General features: G+C 52.3%; 11 protein-coding genes. 9 read left to right on the top strand and 2 right to left on the bottom strand.

Features of this window, described 5'->3' with window-relative positions; genetic code table 11:
* Nucleotides 1-57: 57 nt before the first annotated feature.
* Nucleotides 58-2,571, top strand: coding sequence for a M14 family metallopeptidase (locus tag BM123_RS02485; protein ID WP_090165241.1), 2,514 nt, complete (start codon nt 58-60; stop codon nt 2,569-2,571).
* 59 nt (nt 2,572-2,630) lie between these two features.
* On the opposite strand, the gene BM123_RS02480 is transcribed toward BM123_RS02485, so the two are convergent.
* A complete protein-coding gene (locus BM123_RS02480) occupies nt 2,631-4,160 on the bottom strand; it encodes a hypothetical protein (protein ID WP_090165240.1) in 1,530 nt (509 codons plus the stop codon).
* 125 nt (nt 4,161-4,285) lie between these two features.
* On the opposite strand from BM123_RS02480, the gene BM123_RS02475 reads away from it, so the two are divergent.
* The 4 genes from BM123_RS02475 to BM123_RS02460 all read left to right on the top strand — a co-directional run bounded on the left by BM123_RS02475 (nt 4,286) and on the right by BM123_RS02460 (nt 9,358).
* Nucleotides 4,286-5,617, top strand: a complete 1,332-nt coding sequence (locus BM123_RS02475) for a CHASE2 domain-containing protein (protein WP_090165239.1) — start codon at nt 4,286-4,288, stop codon at nt 5,615-5,617.
* Nucleotides 5,618-5,745: 128 nt separating this feature from the next.
* Nucleotides 5,746-6,702 carry a hypothetical protein gene (locus BM123_RS02470; RefSeq protein ID WP_090165238.1) on the top strand — a complete coding sequence of 319 codons (957 nt, stop codon included), beginning with the start codon at nt 5,746-5,748 and terminating at the stop codon, nt 6,700-6,702.
* Nucleotides 6,703-6,710: 8 nt separating this feature from the next.
* Nucleotides 6,711-8,357, top strand: a complete 1,647-nt coding sequence (locus BM123_RS02465) for a hypothetical protein (RefSeq protein ID WP_090165237.1) — start codon at nt 6,711-6,713, stop codon at nt 8,355-8,357.
* Between the two features lie 11 nt (nt 8,358-8,368).
* On the top strand, nt 8,369-9,358 hold the full coding sequence (locus tag BM123_RS02460) for a hypothetical protein (RefSeq protein WP_090165236.1): 990 nt from the start codon (nt 8,369-8,371) through the stop codon (nt 9,356-9,358).
* Between the two features lie 220 nt (nt 9,359-9,578).
* Here BM123_RS02460 and BM123_RS02455 read toward each other — a convergent pair whose 3' ends face one another.
* The gene (locus tag BM123_RS02455) at nt 9,579-11,816 is read right to left on the bottom strand and encodes a caspase family protein (protein WP_090165235.1); all 2,238 of its coding nucleotides are present in this window, start codon (nt 11,814-11,816) and stop codon (nt 9,579-9,581) included.
* Nucleotides 11,817-11,858: 42 nt separating this feature from the next.
* On the opposite strand from BM123_RS02455, the gene BM123_RS02450 reads away from it, so the two are divergent.
* From BM123_RS02450 to BM123_RS02435, 4 genes are all read left to right on the top strand, one after another.
* On the top strand, nt 11,859-13,592 hold the full coding sequence (locus tag BM123_RS02450) for a M48 family metalloprotease (RefSeq protein ID WP_090165234.1): 1,734 nt from the start codon (nt 11,859-11,861) through the stop codon (nt 13,590-13,592).
* Between the two features lie 121 nt (nt 13,593-13,713).
* Nucleotides 13,714-14,280, top strand: a complete 567-nt coding sequence (locus tag BM123_RS02445; protein ID WP_090165233.1) for an RNA polymerase sigma factor — start codon at nt 13,714-13,716, stop codon at nt 14,278-14,280.
* A 7-nt stretch (nt 14,281-14,287) separates the two neighbouring features.
* Nucleotides 14,288-15,034 carry an anti-sigma factor gene (locus BM123_RS02440; protein WP_090165232.1) on the top strand — a complete coding sequence of 249 codons (747 nt, stop codon included), beginning with the start codon at nt 14,288-14,290 and terminating at the stop codon, nt 15,032-15,034.
* Between the two features lie 130 nt (nt 15,035-15,164).
* Nucleotides 15,165-18,608, top strand: coding sequence for a caspase family protein (locus tag BM123_RS02435; protein ID WP_090165231.1), 3,444 nt, complete (start codon nt 15,165-15,167; stop codon nt 18,606-18,608).
* Nucleotides 18,609-18,709: the final 101 nt, after the last annotated feature.

Raw genomic sequence — 18,709 nt, 5'->3', positions numbered from 1 at the left:
AGGATTTCCCCGCAAATCGTAGCTTTAGGCTTCTGTTTGACTCCCCAACCCCACAGCATGCGCGCGCTATTCCTGACCTTACTGCTACCACTGGCTATTTCTCTTTCGGCTCAAATCACTCCTCCGAATGATTTTCTTCCCCATGAGTTAGGCGAGACCTTCACGCCCCACCATATGCTGGTGGATTATTTCCAGCTGGTCAGCGGGCAGAGTGAACGGGTGATGCTGGAGGAGTATGGCCGGACGAACGAAGACCGTCCGCTCTTGCTGGCCTACATCAGCACCAAAAAGAATATGGACCGGCTGGAGGCCATCCGGGAGAATAACCTGCGGGCTACCGGACTACTCCCCGGAGACACGGACCCGGAATTAAACGACATTGCGATCGTCTGGCTGTCCTACAGCGTCCACGGTAACGAAGCGGCGGGCTCAGAAGCCAGCATGGGCGTTTTGTATGACCTGGTGAACCCGCGCAATGAGCGGACGAGCCGCTGGCTGGAAAACACCGTCGTCATCCTCGACCCCAGCATCAACCCCGACGGATATAACCGCTACACTAACTGGTACCGGCAGAATGCGACCTTGCTGCTGGACCCCAACCCCGCCGCCAGAGAGCACAACGAACCCTGGCCCGGAGGCCGGGTCAACCATTATCTCTTTGACCTCAACCGCGACTGGGCCTGGCAGACCCAGGTAGAGAGCCGCCAACGCATGGTAAAATACAAGCAGTGGATGCCACACATTCACGCTGACCTCCACGAGCAAGGCTATACCAGCCCCTATTACTTTGCACCTGCGGCCGCGCCCTATCACGAATACATCACCGACTGGCAGGAGGATTTCCAGACTGAAATCGGCAAAAACCACGCCGGCTACTTCGACCAAAATGGCTGGCTTTACTTCACCCGCGAACGCTTTGATTTGCTGTACCCCAGCTACGGAGACACCTGGCCAACCTTCAACGGTGCCATCGGGATGACCTACGAGCAGGGTGGTCACAGCCGGGCCGGCCGGGCCATTGATCTGCCCAACGGTGATACCCTGACGCTTGCCGACCGGGTGGCTCACCACCGTACAACCTCCCTGAGCACCGTTGAAATTGCCAGCAAAGAGAGCGACCGGCTGACGGCTAACTTCCGCACTTATTTCCAGAATGCCGTCAAAGAACCACAGGGAGAATATCTGACTTACATCGTGAGTGGCGATACGCCCCGGGGCAAAATGCGGAACCTGATCAATTTACTGGATCGTAACGGGATTGCTTACGCCAAAGCCACCGCCACCCTGGGAAAAAGCATGTATAGCTACCGGGAAGGCCGCGACGTAGCCGGAGGCGCCGAAGCTGGTGACCTGGTCATTTCTGCCTATCAGCCCCGCTCCGTATTGACACAGGTTCTTTTTGATCCGGATGTATACGTAGAAGACTCGGTGACGTATGATATCACCGGCTGGTCTGTCCCCATGGCCTACGGCCTGGATGCCTACGCCAGCCGGGAGCGCCTGAGCATCAAAACAGAAGCCTTTGAGCTGCCAGCGTACAAGAACCCGCTGGAAGGCAAAGATCTTTCGGCAGCCTATGCCTACGTAGTGGACTGGGAAGACCTGAGTTCTGCCTCTTTCCTGGCGGCCGCAGTAGCGGCCGGCGTGCAGGCCCGCACGGCAACGGGAGACTTTACCATCGGGCAGCAGAGCTTCTCCGGCGGGGCCATTATTATAACCCGGGCGGACAACCGCAAAAACGAGAACTTCACCGCAACCGTGCGCCGCCTGGCGCGCGAGCACGAAGTAGACGTCAAAGTACTGGAAACCGGCTTCAGCGTTTCCGGCGGTGACCTGGGCAGTAGTAATTACCAGCTCGTTGGTGCTCCCAAAATAGCCGTCTTGGGAGGAGAACGGGTTAACCCTAACCAGTTCGGTCAGGTCTGGTACTACTTCGAGCAGGACCTGAAGTATCCGGTAAGCATCTTCTACCCGGATAATATTTCCAGTATCGCTGCGGGGGATTATGACATTCTCGTGCTACCCGACGGCCGCTATGATCTGAGCGGCAGCGAGGAGGCCCTGACGGACTGGGTCCGCGGCGGCGGTAAGCTGATCGCTATCGGCAATGCCAATGGTAGCCTGAGCCGGCTTGACGGCTTTTCGCTGGCCCGCAAAGAGGCCGCTGAAGAAGAGGAGGAAGACAGCGTGGATGAGCGCCTGCTACCCTACGGAGGTTCGGAACGGCGTTTTATCTCCAACTATAACCCGGGAGCCATCATCAGCGTGGAAATGGATGACACCCACCCGATGTCTTTCGGTATTGGCGAGAAGTACTACAGCCTGAAGACGGGCAGTACGGCGTACGATTACCTCGATAGTGGCGTTAATGCCGGCCGGGTACGAACGAATCCGGAAACCTTCGGCTTCATCGGCACCGGCGCCAAAAAGCAACTCAAGGAAACGCTGGTTTTCGGCGTAGACGGCATGGGCCGCGGCAACGTCATTTACCTGATCGACAATCCACTGTACCGCGGCTTTTGGGAACAGGGGAAGTTCTTGTTTGCGAATGCGCTCTTCCAGGTCAACTAATTTTGGGCGCCGGGGCGCGGGTGCAAAGGAAGGTGGAAGAGCAGAGAAATCACCCCTCCTCAATTCCCCAGCACATTAAACGAAAGTCCAAAAAAGAAGCCCAGCTCATATACTGACTTAAGTGGGACAATTGTCTCATTGTAGGGGTCACCGACTTCCAGCCCCTGAGCTAAGCGATCAACCTTAGCCCCCATCAGCCCACTGGTGAGGGTTACCCGCTGCCCCTTGCCGATGATCAGGCTGGGGCCGAAGAAATAGTTTTGCAGGCCGGTGCCCCCCTCTCCGCCGAGGCCAAGGCCAAGGCCCATTGTGCCCGCCAGAGAGACATCGTTTTTACTCTGTCGGTAAAAATGCACGAATGACGTGATGATAGGAGAAAAAGCGTCTAGTTCGTCTCCGAAGATTTGCCCGTCCCGCACGAGATAGTTCTCCGGGCGCTCGAACAGGCTGCCAAAGCTGATACCCAGGCTGGCGTTGATTTTTAGTCCGCCGTAACTCGCTACTTTAACCGGAGCGAAACTCTTGGCCGACAGGTTTCCTGCGAAGGAATCCCGGGGAACCAGCCTGATGTCAAGCGTGGTCAGGTCTGCGTCCGCATCAATTGTTACCCGCTTAGAGAAAGAATGAGCCTTTACTTCTTCGTACAGATAACGAAGAGAAGTTAGCGCAGCCAGGTCGCGGTCTTGCAGGGAAGGCACTACGGCCCGAAATGCCTGCAGTTGTTCGTTTAGCTGGCTGGTTTTGGCCGTCAATGCTTCGAAGGAGTTATTAACGTTTTTCTGTTCGCCCGCCGGTAAATTGAGTGTATTAAGTAGCAGAACAATGCCTTCTGCTTCCGTCATCTTTCCTTCCAGGTGGCCAATGTTGATCTCTTGCCGATCAAGTTTATCCCCAAAGGCGCGCTGGCCGTCAGATTGCTTGATCAGGTCATCCAGGTCCAACTCCCGGCCCGGCTTGAGGTCCAACAACTTTTCCAGGTATTCCTCCGTGAGGCTTCTGATCATATTGGGTGCCAGAGTAGTGTTTGTCTTTAGCCGGAAGACTTCTTCCTGCATGAAGGCGTAGTGTTTTTTCTCCTCCAGCTCTCGTTGCAAAGCATTGTCGACCTCACTGATCTCTTCTTCAATTTCTGCCACTTCCTTCATTACCTCCTTAAATTTCCGGAGCTGTTCTTTCGCCTGAGCGCTCACGGCTCTGTCCTGATCTTCACCGGCCATCCCCAGAGGCCCCTGTCCACCGGAGGTGCTCTTAAACATATTTCCTACCGAGCCTCCGGTGCCTAAGAGCCCTTGCAACTGATCAAAAGTACCTGAGTTGGCTCCACCCAAAAGCATGGAACCAAGCCCGGCCGACGGCACCTGATAACTTTCTTCTGAGGTCTTTACCTCCAGCTCGTAGAGGTAGTCGTTGTAGTTCGTAACGTGCAGGATAATCTTACCTCCTTTGCGTAATAAGGGACGACTAACCACCTTTCCCTGAAACTCGTAGTGAAGACTATCTTGATATGCGTCGTAATGCACGTGAAGGTCCTGAGAAAAGACAGCACCCGGCACCATCACAAAAATTAGGATTAACTGAAAAAATTTCACAGCAAAGAGTTGTTTTATGGTGACAGATTGAAAGTTGCTTAACTTCCGCTAAATTTAGGCATCAAAAGGAAGAAATAATTGACTTCTCTTATTTTGCCTTCTTTTTCTTTCCATTTATTTGACACATGATCAAAAGGTTCCTCAGGCCGCACTGTATAATCGTCTCGTTAGCCATTATACTGTTCATTTGGCTTCTGAACTCGATTCGGCTGAACCTGCATTACATTGATCCCTTCAACAATGGGATCAAGGAGTACGAGATCACGGACATTGTGTATTCCTACATCATTAAGGATACGGACTTCCACGAAGACCGGATTGTAATTGTCAACTCCGGCAAACCTGACCGACGAAGAATTGCGGATCTGACAGATCGTTTAACGGCTGCGGGAGCAGCAGCCATCGGTCTTGATTTCTATTTTGACGAAGTCTATGGTGCTCCGGAAGACACCTTGTTACAAAACAGTATAAAGGCGAACCCCAAAGTTGTCCTGGCCTGCTCTTTGGCGGATGACAACACCGACGATGACACCATTGAGGGCGTAACTGCTGTACATCCTTTTTTCAGTGATCATGCCACCATTGGATATGGCAATTACCCCAGTAATGAAACCAAAACCATTCGGGTATTCAGCCCCGGAGAGATGGCTGAGGGGCGGTACATTCCTGCCTTCACCACCGCTATTTTGGAAAAATACAAGCCGGAGGCAGCCCAAAAATTCAATAAGCGGAGAAACAAACTGGAGCACATCTACTTCTCCGGCCACAAGGAGAATTTCATCTCACAGGACATCAACGTTGTTCTGGACTCTTTGACTTCCAAAGAGTTTGTTGACGTTTTTAAAGACCGGATTGTGCTGGTTGGATATGCCCCCTCGGACGAGTGGGCGAATCCACTGATTGATCGTCACTATTCCCCGATCAACAAAAGCTACGATACGAAGTCTATTCCCGACATGTTCGGGATTGTAATTCATGCCAATGTGTTGAGCATGATCCTCAATGAGCAGTATATTTTCAATGTTCCCTGGAGCATATCATTTCTGCTCTCTTTATTAATATGTTATATCAACGTCGTATTCATCCGGTGGATATACCGAAGATTTCATGAAGGTTTTCACGGCATCACCCGTGCCTTGCAGCTTGTGGAATTCTTGTTGATGTTTTTCCTGATCGCCATTTTGTTCTACTATTTCCGGATAAAACTTAATCTTGGCATGGGCATCCTTGCGGTCGTCCTTGCCTATGACTTCATCATGATTTACGAAAGTCTCATTCGGCCAAGAGTGCCTCTGCTGCAGCAATTACCGGAGACCTTGGAGACAAAAAAATCACCCGCTGTTTTAGAAGAAGAGGGAGATGAAGATATTAACGCTTATCTTGAAAAGCCCCTCCAACCTCCAACTCCGATTATTCCGACTACTCCTTCGCCAGATGACAGGAGGGAAGAAGAATAGGTAACCTTTACTGGCTTAGACAAATTAAACTGACACTATCTACTATCTTTCTTCCCTATGTTTTACTCCTGTTTTTGAGACGCCTGATTTTCTATACCCTTTGACTGACGCTCTTAAACAATAACGATATGAATACGGTACAAAGAATTTCCCTTACCGGAGCATTACTGCTTCAGGTTTTACTGCTTAGCGGACAGCCAATTACTGTACTGTCTACCAGTGCCGCCAGTGGCATAGAATATGCTTCCGAAGATGGCCCCATCCAACGGGTGTTTGCCGGGCAAAACCTCCAGGCTGAAGGACGCCTCAAAATAAGTGAAGGGCGCTCTGTGAACGTTGTTTACGAAGGGCGTAAGATTCACCTTGAGGGCCCCAAAGAAGTAGACATCGCGGAGATGGTAAGTGCTGCCAACACCACTCAAAGTGGCAGTTTCATCAGTCGCTTTTGGGACTTCATCAGCAGTTCGGTAACCAACACCAGTAGTGCGGAAGATGTAGAAAATTATCACCGGAAGTATATGACGAATACCCGAGCAGGCATCAAAGGGTGGGGAAATAAGGAAAACAGTATTGCCTTTGCCGCTTACTTCAGCGAAGTATTTGGTGTGCCCGAATTACCGCTGCAATGGGACAGCATTGCTGGTGTTCATCATTATCAGGTAAGCATAATTGACCGCTCAACGGATGAGATTGTGCTATCGGCCATGGCACGGGCAAACCAGATCTCTATCCCGTTGGCTGACCTGGCACTTTCACCTGAAGCCATTTACCAACTACGGATTACGGCCGATAAAGACGGAGAGACCATTACGGCCCCGGAGACATTCTTTAGTTACGAGCCGGAAGCGGTTACGACTTTTATCGATAATCTTCACCAGAAGCGCGTCTTTAAATCTCTGACGGCAGACGAGCAATTACTGTTCATCCCTCATGCCCTCGAAGAAGCCGGATACTTATATTCCGCTCGTCAGCATTACATTGATCTGGTAGCAGCTGACACCACCAATCAACTTTACAGGAAGGTCTATGCTTCGTTCCTGGCGCGGATGAACGCTCCGGAAGAAGCTAAGGCCATCATTAAATAATTCCGATCATGAATCACTCAAACAGAGAACTCCCGATAATTGTCATTATCCTATTGCTTCTGGCCAATGTGAGCAGTGCTCAGGAGACCATTTTCGCCTACGTTGATGGTGGCGAATCGTCAAGATTTGCCCCGGAACCCGTTACTGGTTATAAGCTGGAAGTTACCAAACGGATCTATGAAGACCTGGTGCGTGCCCGGGGTGATATGCAAAAGAAGAAACCAACGCTCTTCATGAATAAAGGTCGCCGGTACATCGCCTGGATGAACCCGGAGAAAGTACAGATTGGCGTAGAAGAAAAAGCCTACGATATTTGCCGGAGTTTTGGAAAAGACTCCCTGAATGCGCTGGCTATGTTGCTCTCGCACGAGCTAACGCACTACTATGAAAGTCATGACTGGTCGCGCCATTTTGTTAATGCTAATGAAGGGCTGGAGGCCAGTGAAAAGATTGGAGCGCTGGATGAGGGAATCAAACTGGAAACCCAGGCTGACTACCTGGGTGGTATTCTGGCTATTTCAGCCGGGTATGACGGTTACGGGCTCATGCCTGAATTCCTGAAAGAAACCTATGCGAGATATGGTTTACCGGATGAACTACCGGGCTACCCTTCTTTACAGGAGAGAATTCGTCTTAGTGACAATACAGCAAAAGAGCTGAAGATATTACATGGCGTATACAAGACAGCGAACTTTCTGACGCTGATTAATGCCTACGAACCCGCCATTGCCTATTATGAACACATTCTCACCAAATACCAGAGTACGGAGGTATACAACAATGCAGGCGTTAGTGCAGCGCTGGCCCTCTTGGACCTGATTGAACCGGAAGAAATGCCTTACGTGCTTCCTCTGGAACTGGACCAAAGCAGCCGCCTGGACGAGCTCGCTACCCGTCTGCCAAAAGATGTAGAAGAACGCAAATCATTACTACTGGAAAAGTCCCGGCAGTTTCTGGCAAACGCCATCGGGCTAAGCAAAAAAGAAGCTACCCCAATGCTGAACATGGCCATTTTGGCCATGCTGGAAGACGAGTGGGACGAGTCTGAATACCTGGCGCGTAAAGCCATAAAAACCGCTAAAAAGTACCAGCAGCCCAAAGCCGAAGGGGATGCATTAATCGTACTGGGTATTCTCGCTGCGCTGCAGGGGGATAAGTCGGAAGCAAAAGACTTTTTCCAACAGGGCCAAAAGCAAAGCCCCGACCTGGCCAGGCGGAACCTGGCCCTGCTAAGCAATACCCCTGAGAAGGCCATCAGTCGGCAAGCGCCCGTAAAGGGGGTGGAAAAGATTGGCTCCATCTACCTGGATGACTTCCTCGCCGACCCTCAGGTTGACCAAAGTGTTGAGCTGAGCGGCAACGTTTTTAACGGTCAGAAAACCTACGCCAGCAGTACCGTAGAGCTCCATTTTGCGGATGATGGTGACAAATACGCTATCTTTCAGGAGACCAGTGCGGACTACGCCGGTCAAAGCCAACTAGGGGCAAGAGAAGGTGACAGTCGCGAAAAGGTCGAAAATTTATACGGCCCGGCCAGTAAAACAATTAACCTCCGGCATGGCATCTGCCTTCGTTACGATAACGCTAATATTCTGTTTTTCTTTAACGCCAACGACCAGCTTGATCGCTGGGTGATTTATAACGCTGAACTTTAAAATCCATAGCTATGAAATATTTACAAATCCTGCTTATCAGCCTGCTTTCTTGCAGTGTGCTGATGGCACAGTCTGATCCGTCTCCTACGGTATTCAGTCAGGTGGGCAAAGCCAAACTGGTAAAACCTGGCGTTAAGAAGAAAATGAAAGTACGGGCGGGCTCTGCGCTTGGCCAGGAGGGCACTTTAGTGCTGAAAAAGAATACGACCGTGGGGGTATTCTTCGATGATGGCTATACCTACCTCACCGGGCCCGGTACTTTTGAGGTAGCTCCCTTGATGGAGTCATCCAGATTGGAAGAGAGTGATTTCATGGAAATACTGGGAGACAAACTGCAACAAGTTCAACACCCCTTTTTCAATCAAAGCAGAAGATCCGGCTTTGGCTCCGGCGGTTCTGGTGGAACAGGATCAACAACCAACAGTACGACCACGAACTCTCCCTTAAAGCCACCAAGCAAGCCCACCCAGGCGGGTGCCGGAGACAAAGAATCCGGCATTAAGCCGATCGCTCCTCTGAAAGGGAAGATAGCCGCTGGGATCATCAACTTTAGCTGGCGCCCGAAAGCAGGAAATACAGGGATTAGTGCTTACGAAGTTGTCGTGATGAACAGTTCAGGTGACGTAGTGTTCCGCCAGGAGGCCAAGGGCCAGTCCCTAAGTGTAACGACGGCACAAGCAGGGCTTACGGATAAAGGTAAATACTCCTGGAAGGTAAGCAGTAAAGGAAACAGTGAGATCAATTCAGGGCCAGTGGAAGTTGAGTTTCAGGGAGCTGACGGAGTGGGCAAAGCGCTGGATCGCCTCAGCAGCGACAAGGCCTATCAAATGGCCAGTCCCGCCAGCAAGCTGTTGATGGAAATCGCCACTCTTGACCGGCTGAAATTTGTGGATGCAGCATTCCAGAGGCTCTCCATTGCGCAAAAGAAATATAAGAAAAACCCGCTGGTCAAAGCTATGAGTAAGTATTACAAATACGACTACGGCATACTAGAACAGTAGGGTTTAAACAGAAGTCATCTCTACCAAAAATCAGCGATGACGCTGTTTGCACTACATCGCAAAACTCTTAGCGATCAGCGGTCAATATTCAGGCGTAACGGCCATGAATGTTGACCGCTGATCGTTTTTATCATATTCAAAAGCAGCGTGCAATAGCTCAAGGAGCGATCATCCTATGCTTTTTATTCTTTCCTTGCACCTGCGGGCGCGCCAAAAATCGTTAGCGGTCTGGAAAATACTTATCCAGTAAAGCGACAAATGCTGGCGTATCACGAAGCGAAGCAAAGCGCTCATGTAGCCCTATCTCGGCGTAGTTGTCGTAGCCTGCTTCCAGCAGTGCCTGCAGTGCCGTGATGGCTTCTTCAGCTTGTCCGTTCTTCACGTACATATTCGCCAGGTTCAGGTTGAACTGGCTGAGATCTGGCCGCAACTCAATGATTTTCGTCCAGCGGGCAATAGCTGCCGGGTAATCTTTTTTTGCTTCATCCCGAACTGCCATGGGATATAGAATGAAGGGGTTGTCGGGAGAATCCTTTAAGGCAGACGAGTAGAGGCTATCCGCCTTTTCGGGGCTACCAACCTTTAGTTCCGTTTCCGCAAGTAAGAGTTTACCATAATAATCTTCGGGCTCCAGCCGGACGTAGCGCTTGATCATTTCCCGGCTTTCCGATGCGTCCTGAAACCCCTCTTCATATAACAGCAGGCGAGCCAGATTGTAATAAGCATTAGCGTTCGGTGACGGCTTTGAGATCGTCACGTAATACATCTCAATGGCCTCTTCTATTTTTCTTTGCTCTTCAAAAAGCCTGGCCAGGTTGTAATAAGACAGGGCCAATTCCTCATCGAGCGAAATGGCGTCCCGATAGAGGGTTTCCGCCTCCTCATATTCCTTGCGCTCCTTATAAGTGCCCGCCAGATTCATCAACGCCAGCCCCCAACGTGGTGACAATGCATTGGCGGTTTTAAAAGCCAGCAGTTCTTGCTCTCCGTTTTTAAAATGACGGTAGATGATTCCCTTCTCATTATAAATATGCGGCGCTACCGGCTGCAGCGCAAGCGCCTTGTCTTGTTCTGCCATCGCCAGTTGATAGAGACTGTCACTACCGCCCGCACGTTCGGCTTGTAAGCGAAGATTCACCCCCCGGAAGTAATGTGCCCGTGATTTGGTGTCCGCATAAAAGCTACTTTCCGTGCCCAATAGCTCTGCCGCCGTTTCCAGGTATTCCGGATAGCGATCATAAATATCCGCGTTTGCCCAGCGGCGCCCCAGCTCTTTCCCCGGGGAGGTAACGTAGTCGTTAAGCGCTTGCTGTGCGTCCTCCTGCAACACACTCAGCAAGCTGATTTTCATCACCTTTTTAAAGGCTACGGCGTCGGCACTTTCGCCCATCGAGCGGTAGAGATCATAGGCAGAAGCCCCTTTAGGGTAGAGCAGGTTTTTGGCCTCAATAGCTTCTCCGAAGGCAACGAATTTTTCAATCAGGGGGGTGTCTCTTTCCAAAGAAACGGGGTCAGCTTTCGCCAGATCCGTAGGGGAAGCCACCGGAGCCTGAGCACGGTCTACTTTGGAGAGTTTCGTTGTTTTTGAACCGGCGGTAGTCGGGATTTGCTGATCTCCGGAGGCAGCCATTACCTCATCGACCAGGTATCGTTCCAGTTCGAGAAGATTGACGTAACGGTCCTCGTTTTCATCCGCCGCACCGCTCAGCCCTTTAATGAGGTAGTAGGAAAAAATGCCTCTGCCTCCATCAAGACTATCGTCTTCCAGGGAGGATTGATCGGGCTCGCAGGAGAGAATTTTGACCGTATTACCAAAGAGTTGGGAGATGACGGCGGCGGTAGCCGCCGGCCCACCATTTTGGCTGCCGGCCAGCGTGCCTGAACGGCAGGCGTCGGTGATGAGGATAACCTCCGCTTTTTTCTCCAGAATCAGGCGGCTCAGCGCATCGTCCAGGGTGTTGACCATGCAAGCTCCGCCGGTGGCGTAGGTAGTAGCGGAAGCATCGTGAAAGAGCAGGTAGCCCATCTTGTTTTCGGAGACCACTTCCACGTCTCCGTGGCCGGCAAAATAGAGGATGATGCGCTCTTTGGGCTGTGCCTCTTCAATGAGTCGATCAAGCTCCGCCAGGAATTTACCGTAGGTGGCTTCCTCGTTCGTCAGTAAAACAATATCTTGGGCATCAAGCTTCCAGGCTGTTTGGTGGGTTAGCAGATTGGCAAAGGCTTCTGCATCATCGTCAGCGTACTCCAGATCAGTGATTTTATCATCTCGGTATTCGGAAACACCCACAATGAGTGCCTTAGCACCCGAGAAAGGGCGAATAGCCCTGATTTGCGCCTGGGTAACCATCGGCTGTATCATCAAATACAGAAACAGCAGCGGAAGCCAAACGCCTTTCTTTCCTCCCAAAGAGAAGAAGCCGGAGGGTCTGGATTTATTTGTTACTGCCTGCTTCATTGACCGTATTTAATTTATGCTAAAAATACAAAGCTACCTCCAATGATGAACGGAAATGTAACCTCTCTACTTACAGGAATGCTTTTTTGCCTGGCTTCATTGCTCAACGGGCAAAATGAAATTCAGACCGCCTTCAGCATGATTGGTGGCTCCAACACCGCCATCGAGCAGGAACAGTTGCGGGAGGAGGGTAGCAAATTCGAGATTGCCAACCGGGTCTACAAGCGGCTGATTGCCGCTAAGGGCGACCGGCGCTTCACCCCACCGGCCTTTTACATTGCCTCGGGCGAAAAATTTCTGGCTTTTATGGAAGCTGACGGACTGAGCATCGGCCTGGAAGAAAAAGCTTTCGACCTCTGCATGGAAATGGGCGAAGATGCCCTGGCCGCTGTATTAGGCCACGAACTCAGCCATTTCTACGAGAAACACGGCTTTGACTTCAACATCCTCTCTGAGTTTCAGGACGAAAAAACGGGCGAAGCCGTCAGCGGTGTCAGAACCCGGCTAGGCAATGATGCCGAGGCCAATGCCTTTGCCAACGACTTGCTTAATTCCATTGATCGATCCTGGAGTCGGCTGGTCAAGCTCTCTAACGAGACAGAGTCCGATTATCTAGGTGGCTTCCTCGCTTACTCAGCGGGATACTCCGTGGATAAGCTTCCCGAAATGTACGGTAAGCTTTACGAGGGCTACGGCCTCAAGGATACTATTTTCGGCTACGGAACCCTGCAGGAACGCCAGGAACTGGCCCAGGCGACCCAGCGAAAACTGGACAACTTTATCGATCTTTTCGAAGTAGCGAACCTGCTGATTTCCGTGGAACGATTTGCTGACGCGCGGGTGTTGTACAAATACATCCTGAGAGAATATCAGGGCCGGGAGATCTATAACAACCTGGGCGTCCTGACGGTGATGGAGGCACTTAGCTGCCTGGGAGACCGGAAAAAAGACTTCCGGTTACCGCTGGAACTTGATCTCTCCTTCGGCACCGGTACCAAGGGCATTGAAGCATATCCCCCGGGCTTCTTTGAAAAGTTGCTCGAAGAAGCGCTGTATTACTTCCAAAGCGCCGCCAGCCTGGATGCAGACTACGCCCCTGCCTACCTCAACCAGGCCACCGTGTATTACCTCCGGGAAGATTATACCCGGGCTACTTTCTACGCCGACGTGGAAGCACGCGACAGAGCGGAAAAATTTCCGGAGACCTTCCCCAACACCGGCCACGATGCTGATGTGCTGCTGGCTTTAATCACCATTAAGCAGGGCGATAAGGCGAAGGGAATCAGCCTGCTGGAAAAAGCCAGTGCCAATAGCAACGTCGCGGCCATTAACCTGAAGATCGCCAAGGGCGAAGAACTGCCCTCTTCCTCTTCTGATGGCCCTGAGTGGAGCATTAGCGACCTGGAGCAGGATGACATTCTGGTTAAATCCCAGTCCATCAACAAATCCAAAGACCTGCGTATTTTCGACGACGACAAGTTGCGGGTCTGGAACGAAAAGGCAGGACTAACGGACGCCAAGATCTACCGCTTCAAGCCTCGTTTCGAACTCAACCTGCCGGATGTGTACTTCATGATCACCAACCCGGGCTACGATGAATTAAACTTTGATGACCTCGGTGTAGGCAGCACTGCCGAAGCCATCCGGGAGGAATACGGTGAGCCGAACAAGATCATCTCCGCCGTCAACGGTGAAGTCTGGGCCTATGATGAAACCATTCTCATCTTTGATGCCGAACAAAAAGTAAGGCGCTATGCACTCTGGCTGGCTGATTAGCCACGGTGCATCAATTCCCCCAGGAGTAGTTCTTGCTAAGCGAAATCAATACTCCTGCTCCTGAAGCAACCATTATCTTCACCCCATAACAGAAAAGGTCTTACCCAAATTACAGCTTCGCATGACTGCCACTGAAAATGATTACATCCAGGCCATCCTGACCAACGATCCAAAGGGGCTGCGCGAACTCTATCGCGCATTCCTTCCCCGGATCAGCCGCTTCATTCAGTTGAATGGTGGCTCAGCGGATGACGCTCAGGATATTTTTCAGGACGCACTGGTTGTCATCTACAAAAAAAGTAAATCGCCGGACTTCATCCTGAGCAGCAAGTTCTATACACTCCTCTACGGTGTTTGTCGGAACCTCTGGGGAAACCAGCTGCAGAAAAAGTCACGAACAGAAGTTTCGCTGACTGATGATCATAAGTTCCAGCTGACGACTGACATCTCCAAAGAGCTGGAAGCCGCCGAAGAGCAGCGGCTTTTTTGGGACGCCTTCAAAAAGCTGGGCAAAGACTGCCAGCAGTTATTGAAGCTGTTTTTTGCGAAAGAAAAAATGGACATCATCACCCAAAAGCTCAACCTCAGTAGCGTAGGCTACGCCAAGAAGAAAAAATTCAAGTGTAAGGAAAAACTGGTTGCCCTCATTAAAGCGGACCGCCGCTTTCCCGAACTCCGATTAAACTAAATCCGCCATGGAAGAACAGTATGAAAAAATCGAAGGCTACCTCGGCGGAACCCTTTCGGCCGATGAACGAACGGCTTTCGAGGCGGCGCTGAGCGCCGATGCCGGGCTGCGGGCGGAGGTAGCCCTCCACCGGCAACTGGCGGCCAGCTTTGCCGACCCCGGCGAGCTCGCTCTGCGGGAAACGCTGGAAGAACTGGCCGGGGAAGAAACCTACCAGGCAACGACGGTTCCACAGGAGGCAGCCGTACGCCAACTCACCGCCCGGCGGGGCTGGTTATGGCCGGTGCTCGGTCTGGCGGCCATCGCCCTGGGGGCCTATTTTTTTCTGCCCGCCATTCTGGGCAGTGGCAACACCTTACCGTCGGCCAATCCCGAATTGGAAGCGATTATTGAGCGGGGCAGTAACCCCGTGTATGACTTCGAGCTGTCGGCCAGTCAACTGGCCAGCGGAGGAGAAACTCAGCTGCGGATCGAGGGCGAGTTGTTCGCCGCCAACCTGCCGGCAGATTCCAGCTTTGTCGTTCAGGTCTATAGTAGCGATCCCGAAGACTTCCCCGCAAAGCCCCTATATTCGACGGTGGTGCGCCCCGTTGAGGATAAAAGCCGACCGCCGATGGGCTTTGGTGGTAAAAAGGCCTTTTCGGTAGCACTCGAGGCAAAGGCCCCGGATCAAAGCAGCACTTACTACTTTGTGGTAAGAGACAAGGCTGGCGAAGAAGTGATTTACGCTGGCAAGGTCAAGGCACAAGAGTAAAGGCATTAGGTGCTTTCGGGCGCTGGCGCAGGTGCAAGGGAAAGTTTACGAGCAGGGCAGCGAAAAGTACAGGTTTTCACTACCCCCACCCGGCACCAAAGAAAGAGTAGGTTTTTTCAAGGATTGAATCATGAGTTATTCCCTAAGCACCCCCCGTATTCTTCGTGCAGCCCTGTTCTGTGGCCTGCTGGCGATACCGGTCCTCCTTTTTGCCCAATCGCCTCGACTGGGCGTACCCTTCGGGCATACGACGCCCGTTACCTCGCTGCAGCTCAGCCCCGACGGAATGCTGATCACCTCCGGACAAGACGCAAACATTTTCCATTGGGATCTCAACAAGCGCAAGCTTCTCCGCTCCGTACCCAGCCCCTACGGCATGTACCTGCGGCCGGCCACCGTGGAGGGTATTTCCTACGGCGACGCCGTCAATGTCGCCTACCGTAAAGGCGGAGAATACATCGACCTCAACAGCGGAGAAGTCATTGAATGTACCATTACCGTTCGCGGTAAAACCGATACCATTGGCATGGGCTACTTCAGCCTGAACAAGGGAAACGTAAGCAAAGACGGGAAGTACTTCCTGGAGAAAGGACGCCTTACCCCCGGCTGTGTCCGGGGTGGCGATACGCTGGACATTGACTTCCCCGCTCAGGGCTTTGTACCGGGCGGAGACTTCCTCTACCAGTTATCCGACTCTACCCTCAAGCGATGGGCTTACCCCGATTATGCCCCCGCGGAGCGGGTGACCCTGGAGGATTTCCCCGACAGCACGGGCGCTTTACAGTTTATCGGCCCGGGAAAATTCGGCTACCTGAGCCTGGAAGGAGAAGACAGAAAAACGAGAATATACCACCTCTGGAATTTGCTCAACGGGAAGAAAATCGGCGTTGCAGAACTTCCCACCCGGAAAACGATCAGCGACGTTCACCCCTCCGGCAAGTTCCTGCTCGTCCACAGCTTCACCGGTGGCCGACGGCGGAAATCCATTGAGCAACGCTACAACCTCGAGACCAATGAGCTCGACGTCACCTACAAAGACCCCTACCCCGCCAAGGCCGTCATCATCAACGATTCCCTGCCCGGTGCTATTTATTCTCCGGAAGGAGACTTCGTGCTCTACCCTAATTTACGGGGAACGGTCTATCTGCTCCACCCGGAATCCGGCACGGCCTGGGACAGCCTCAGCGCCCACGCTGCCGTCGTGGAACGGGTAGACGGTTCGCAGACCAATGATGGCATCTTCATGGTCAAAAAAGCCGTTGGTAGTTTCACCGAATCTTTTGCCGGTTACTTCTGGAACTGGAAGGACCTTAACACCCTGGGCGTCGTCACCATCGAGCGGGCCACCGCCCCGCCCCCCGGCACCCCCGAAGGGCGGGCACTAAACGCCACCCGACGGCTGGAAATCGTCGAGATCAAAAACCCCTCGGCGGAGCGGGCTAAATTCACGATCAACGATCGGACGGGAGAGAGAATCCACTCCACCAAGGAGGTCGATTTCAGTGACCCCATCACCAGCGGTCGGGACCTGAGAGTTCAGACCCACGCCATCTACGGCAATTCCACCATCGCCATTGGCACCCGGGGCGGAGACATCCTCTTCTTTGACAAGGAAGGAGCCTTCTATTCAATCCTGAGCGGCCATACCGAATCCGTCAATAGTCTGAGTTTTACCGAAGGGGCGAAGCGCCTTATTTCTGCCTCCGACGACGGGACGATGAAAATCTGGGACCTCGCCAGCGGAGAGCTCATCGTCACCCTGGTCCTGATCAATGATCTGGAGTGGGTCGTCCTTGGGCCCAACAATCTTTTTGATGCCTCTCCCCGGGCCATGAGTCTGCTCTATTACGTGGTGGACGACGGGGAAGGCGGGGAAGAAATTGTGGAGCTGGAGCAGATGAAGGAACGCTTCTATTCTCCGGGACTGCTACAACAGCTACTCGGCTACAATAAGCGCCCCCTACGCTCGATCAAAGGGCTCGACCAGGTGGACCTGTACCCTAAAGTAGAGAAAATGACGGTGGGTAACGATTCCCTGCACCTGCGCCTCCGCGCCCGCACGGGTGACATTGGTAAAGTCGCGCTCTTCCTGAACGACAAGGAACTCGAGGAAGACATCAATCCGGACCGGGCCACCTCCATTTCACTCGACCTCAAGCGCTATCAGTCCTTTATGTTTCACGACAATGTGCTGAGTGTGCGGGCCTACAATAAGGAAGCCTCGCTGCGCAGCTCTCCCGTCGAAACGGAGTACATCTACCCCGAAGGGGCAAAAGCCCGGGGCACGACGAATGACAACAGCCCTACCCCAACCCTGAGCCGGGAAGATTATCTCGACGCCAAGCTCTACGTCCTCTGCGTCGGCACTTCGGATTACACCGATGAGCCCGGCGAATCAATGGACCTTTCCTTCCCCGACGTTGACGCCGAAATGATGGGTCGCGCCCTGAAAATGGTGGGTTGTGAACTCTTCTGCTCAAACGCAGAAGTAGACGTTGTTTGTCTTAACACCAACGACAGCCTGAAAACCGATCTGGAAGCCGAAAACATCCGCTGGGATTTTTCCTCCAAGGAAAACATCGTCCGCGAATTCAAAACCCTGAGTGAGAAAGCCCGCCCGCAAGACATCGTTATCGTCTACTTCTCCGGGCACGGCAAAACCTACCGCAGCAACGATAAAGATCAGTTTCACTACCTGACCTACGACGTTCGCCCGGGTAACGTTGGCGATGAAACCGCCACCAAAAATGCGGTCATCGCTTCCGATGAGCTGACCACTTTGCTCAAAAGCATCCCCGCTGCCAAGCAGGTCCTCATTCTCGACGCCTGTAATTCCGGGCAGATCATTGACGATATTTCTCTGGGCTCCAAGGACCTCAACGGCTCACAGATCCGAGCACTTACCCAGATGAGTGACCGCACCGGCCTCTATCTGCTCACCGGTTCTGCCGGTGATATGGTGAGCTACGAAGCCAGTAAATTTGGTCATGGCCTGCTCACCTACGCGCTGCTCAACGGCATGAACGGACAGGCCACTACGAAGGACGAAGAAGGCATCTCCATGGTGGGCATCACTCGCCTTTTTGATTACGCTCAGGGGCGGGTGGTTGACCTGGCCAGAAGCATTAACGGCATCCAGAAGCCGCAGGTGAATTACCCGCTGCGGGCCGGAACTTTCCCCATTGGCATCTTTAACGACAATACAAAAATCCCCATCACGGGGGCGAAGCCGACCGTCGTTCGTTGCCGGGTAGTTGACCGCGAATCCTTTGAAGATGAACTGGACCTGGAGGTTGAAATGGAACGCCTCTTCCGCAAAGAAGCCCGCAAAGGGCCGAAAGCAGCCTACACGTACGTTGACATCGGCAGGCTCGAAGATGCCTACTATGTGGTCGGCAGTTATACCGTTGATGAAGAAGGACTCATCACCCTCTCGGCTAACCTGGTTCAGAATAAAACCAAGAAAATCCCGCTCGTTATGGATGTCGGGGGAGAGCCGTTAACCGCTACCTCCATGGAAAAACTGGCTCGAAAAATCGAGCAGGCGGTGCGGCGGAAGTTGAAGGGGCGGTAGTGGGGAGCTTACTATGTTTACATGGAGCCGGTTGAGTAGCATTTGCATGATTTAAAATCTGTTTAGGTCGTTTTATTCAAAGTTTTGTTAGAAAAATTCTT

It is taken from the genome of Neolewinella agarilytica, assembly GCF_900110645.1.
Taxonomy (GTDB): domain Bacteria; phylum Bacteroidota; class Bacteroidia; order Chitinophagales; family Saprospiraceae; genus Neolewinella; species Neolewinella agarilytica.
Note: the sequence above shows the minus strand (reverse complement) of the source record. Positions and strands in the feature narration are given on the sequence as shown.

Excerpts from the sequence above, each read along its gene's own strand:
- BM123_RS02460 (WP_090165236.1), top strand. The coding sequence starts at position 8,369 with ATGAAATATTTACAAATCCTGCTTATCAGCCTGCTTTCTTGCAGTGTG.
- BM123_RS02485 (WP_090165241.1), top strand. The coding sequence starts at position 58 with ATGCGCGCGCTATTCCTGACCTTACTGCTACCACTGGCTATTTCTCTT.
- BM123_RS02445 (WP_090165233.1), top strand. The coding sequence starts at position 13,714 with ATGACTGCCACTGAAAATGATTACATCCAGGCCATCCTGACCAACGAT.
- BM123_RS02450 (WP_090165234.1), top strand. The coding sequence starts at position 11,859 with ATGATGAACGGAAATGTAACCTCTCTACTTACAGGAATGCTTTTTTGC.
- BM123_RS02470 (WP_090165238.1), top strand. The coding sequence starts at position 5,746 with ATGAATACGGTACAAAGAATTTCCCTTACCGGAGCATTACTGCTTCAG.
- BM123_RS02455 (WP_090165235.1), bottom strand. The coding sequence starts at position 11,816 with ATGAAGCAGGCAGTAACAAATAAATCCAGACCCTCCGGCTTCTTCTCT.
- BM123_RS02440 (WP_090165232.1), top strand. The coding sequence starts at position 14,288 with ATGGAAGAACAGTATGAAAAAATCGAAGGCTACCTCGGCGGAACCCTT.
- BM123_RS02465 (WP_090165237.1), top strand. The coding sequence starts at position 6,711 with ATGAATCACTCAAACAGAGAACTCCCGATAATTGTCATTATCCTATTG.
- BM123_RS02435 (WP_090165231.1), top strand. The coding sequence starts at position 15,165 with ATGAGTTATTCCCTAAGCACCCCCCGTATTCTTCGTGCAGCCCTGTTC.
- BM123_RS02475 (WP_090165239.1), top strand. The coding sequence starts at position 4,286 with ATGATCAAAAGGTTCCTCAGGCCGCACTGTATAATCGTCTCGTTAGCC.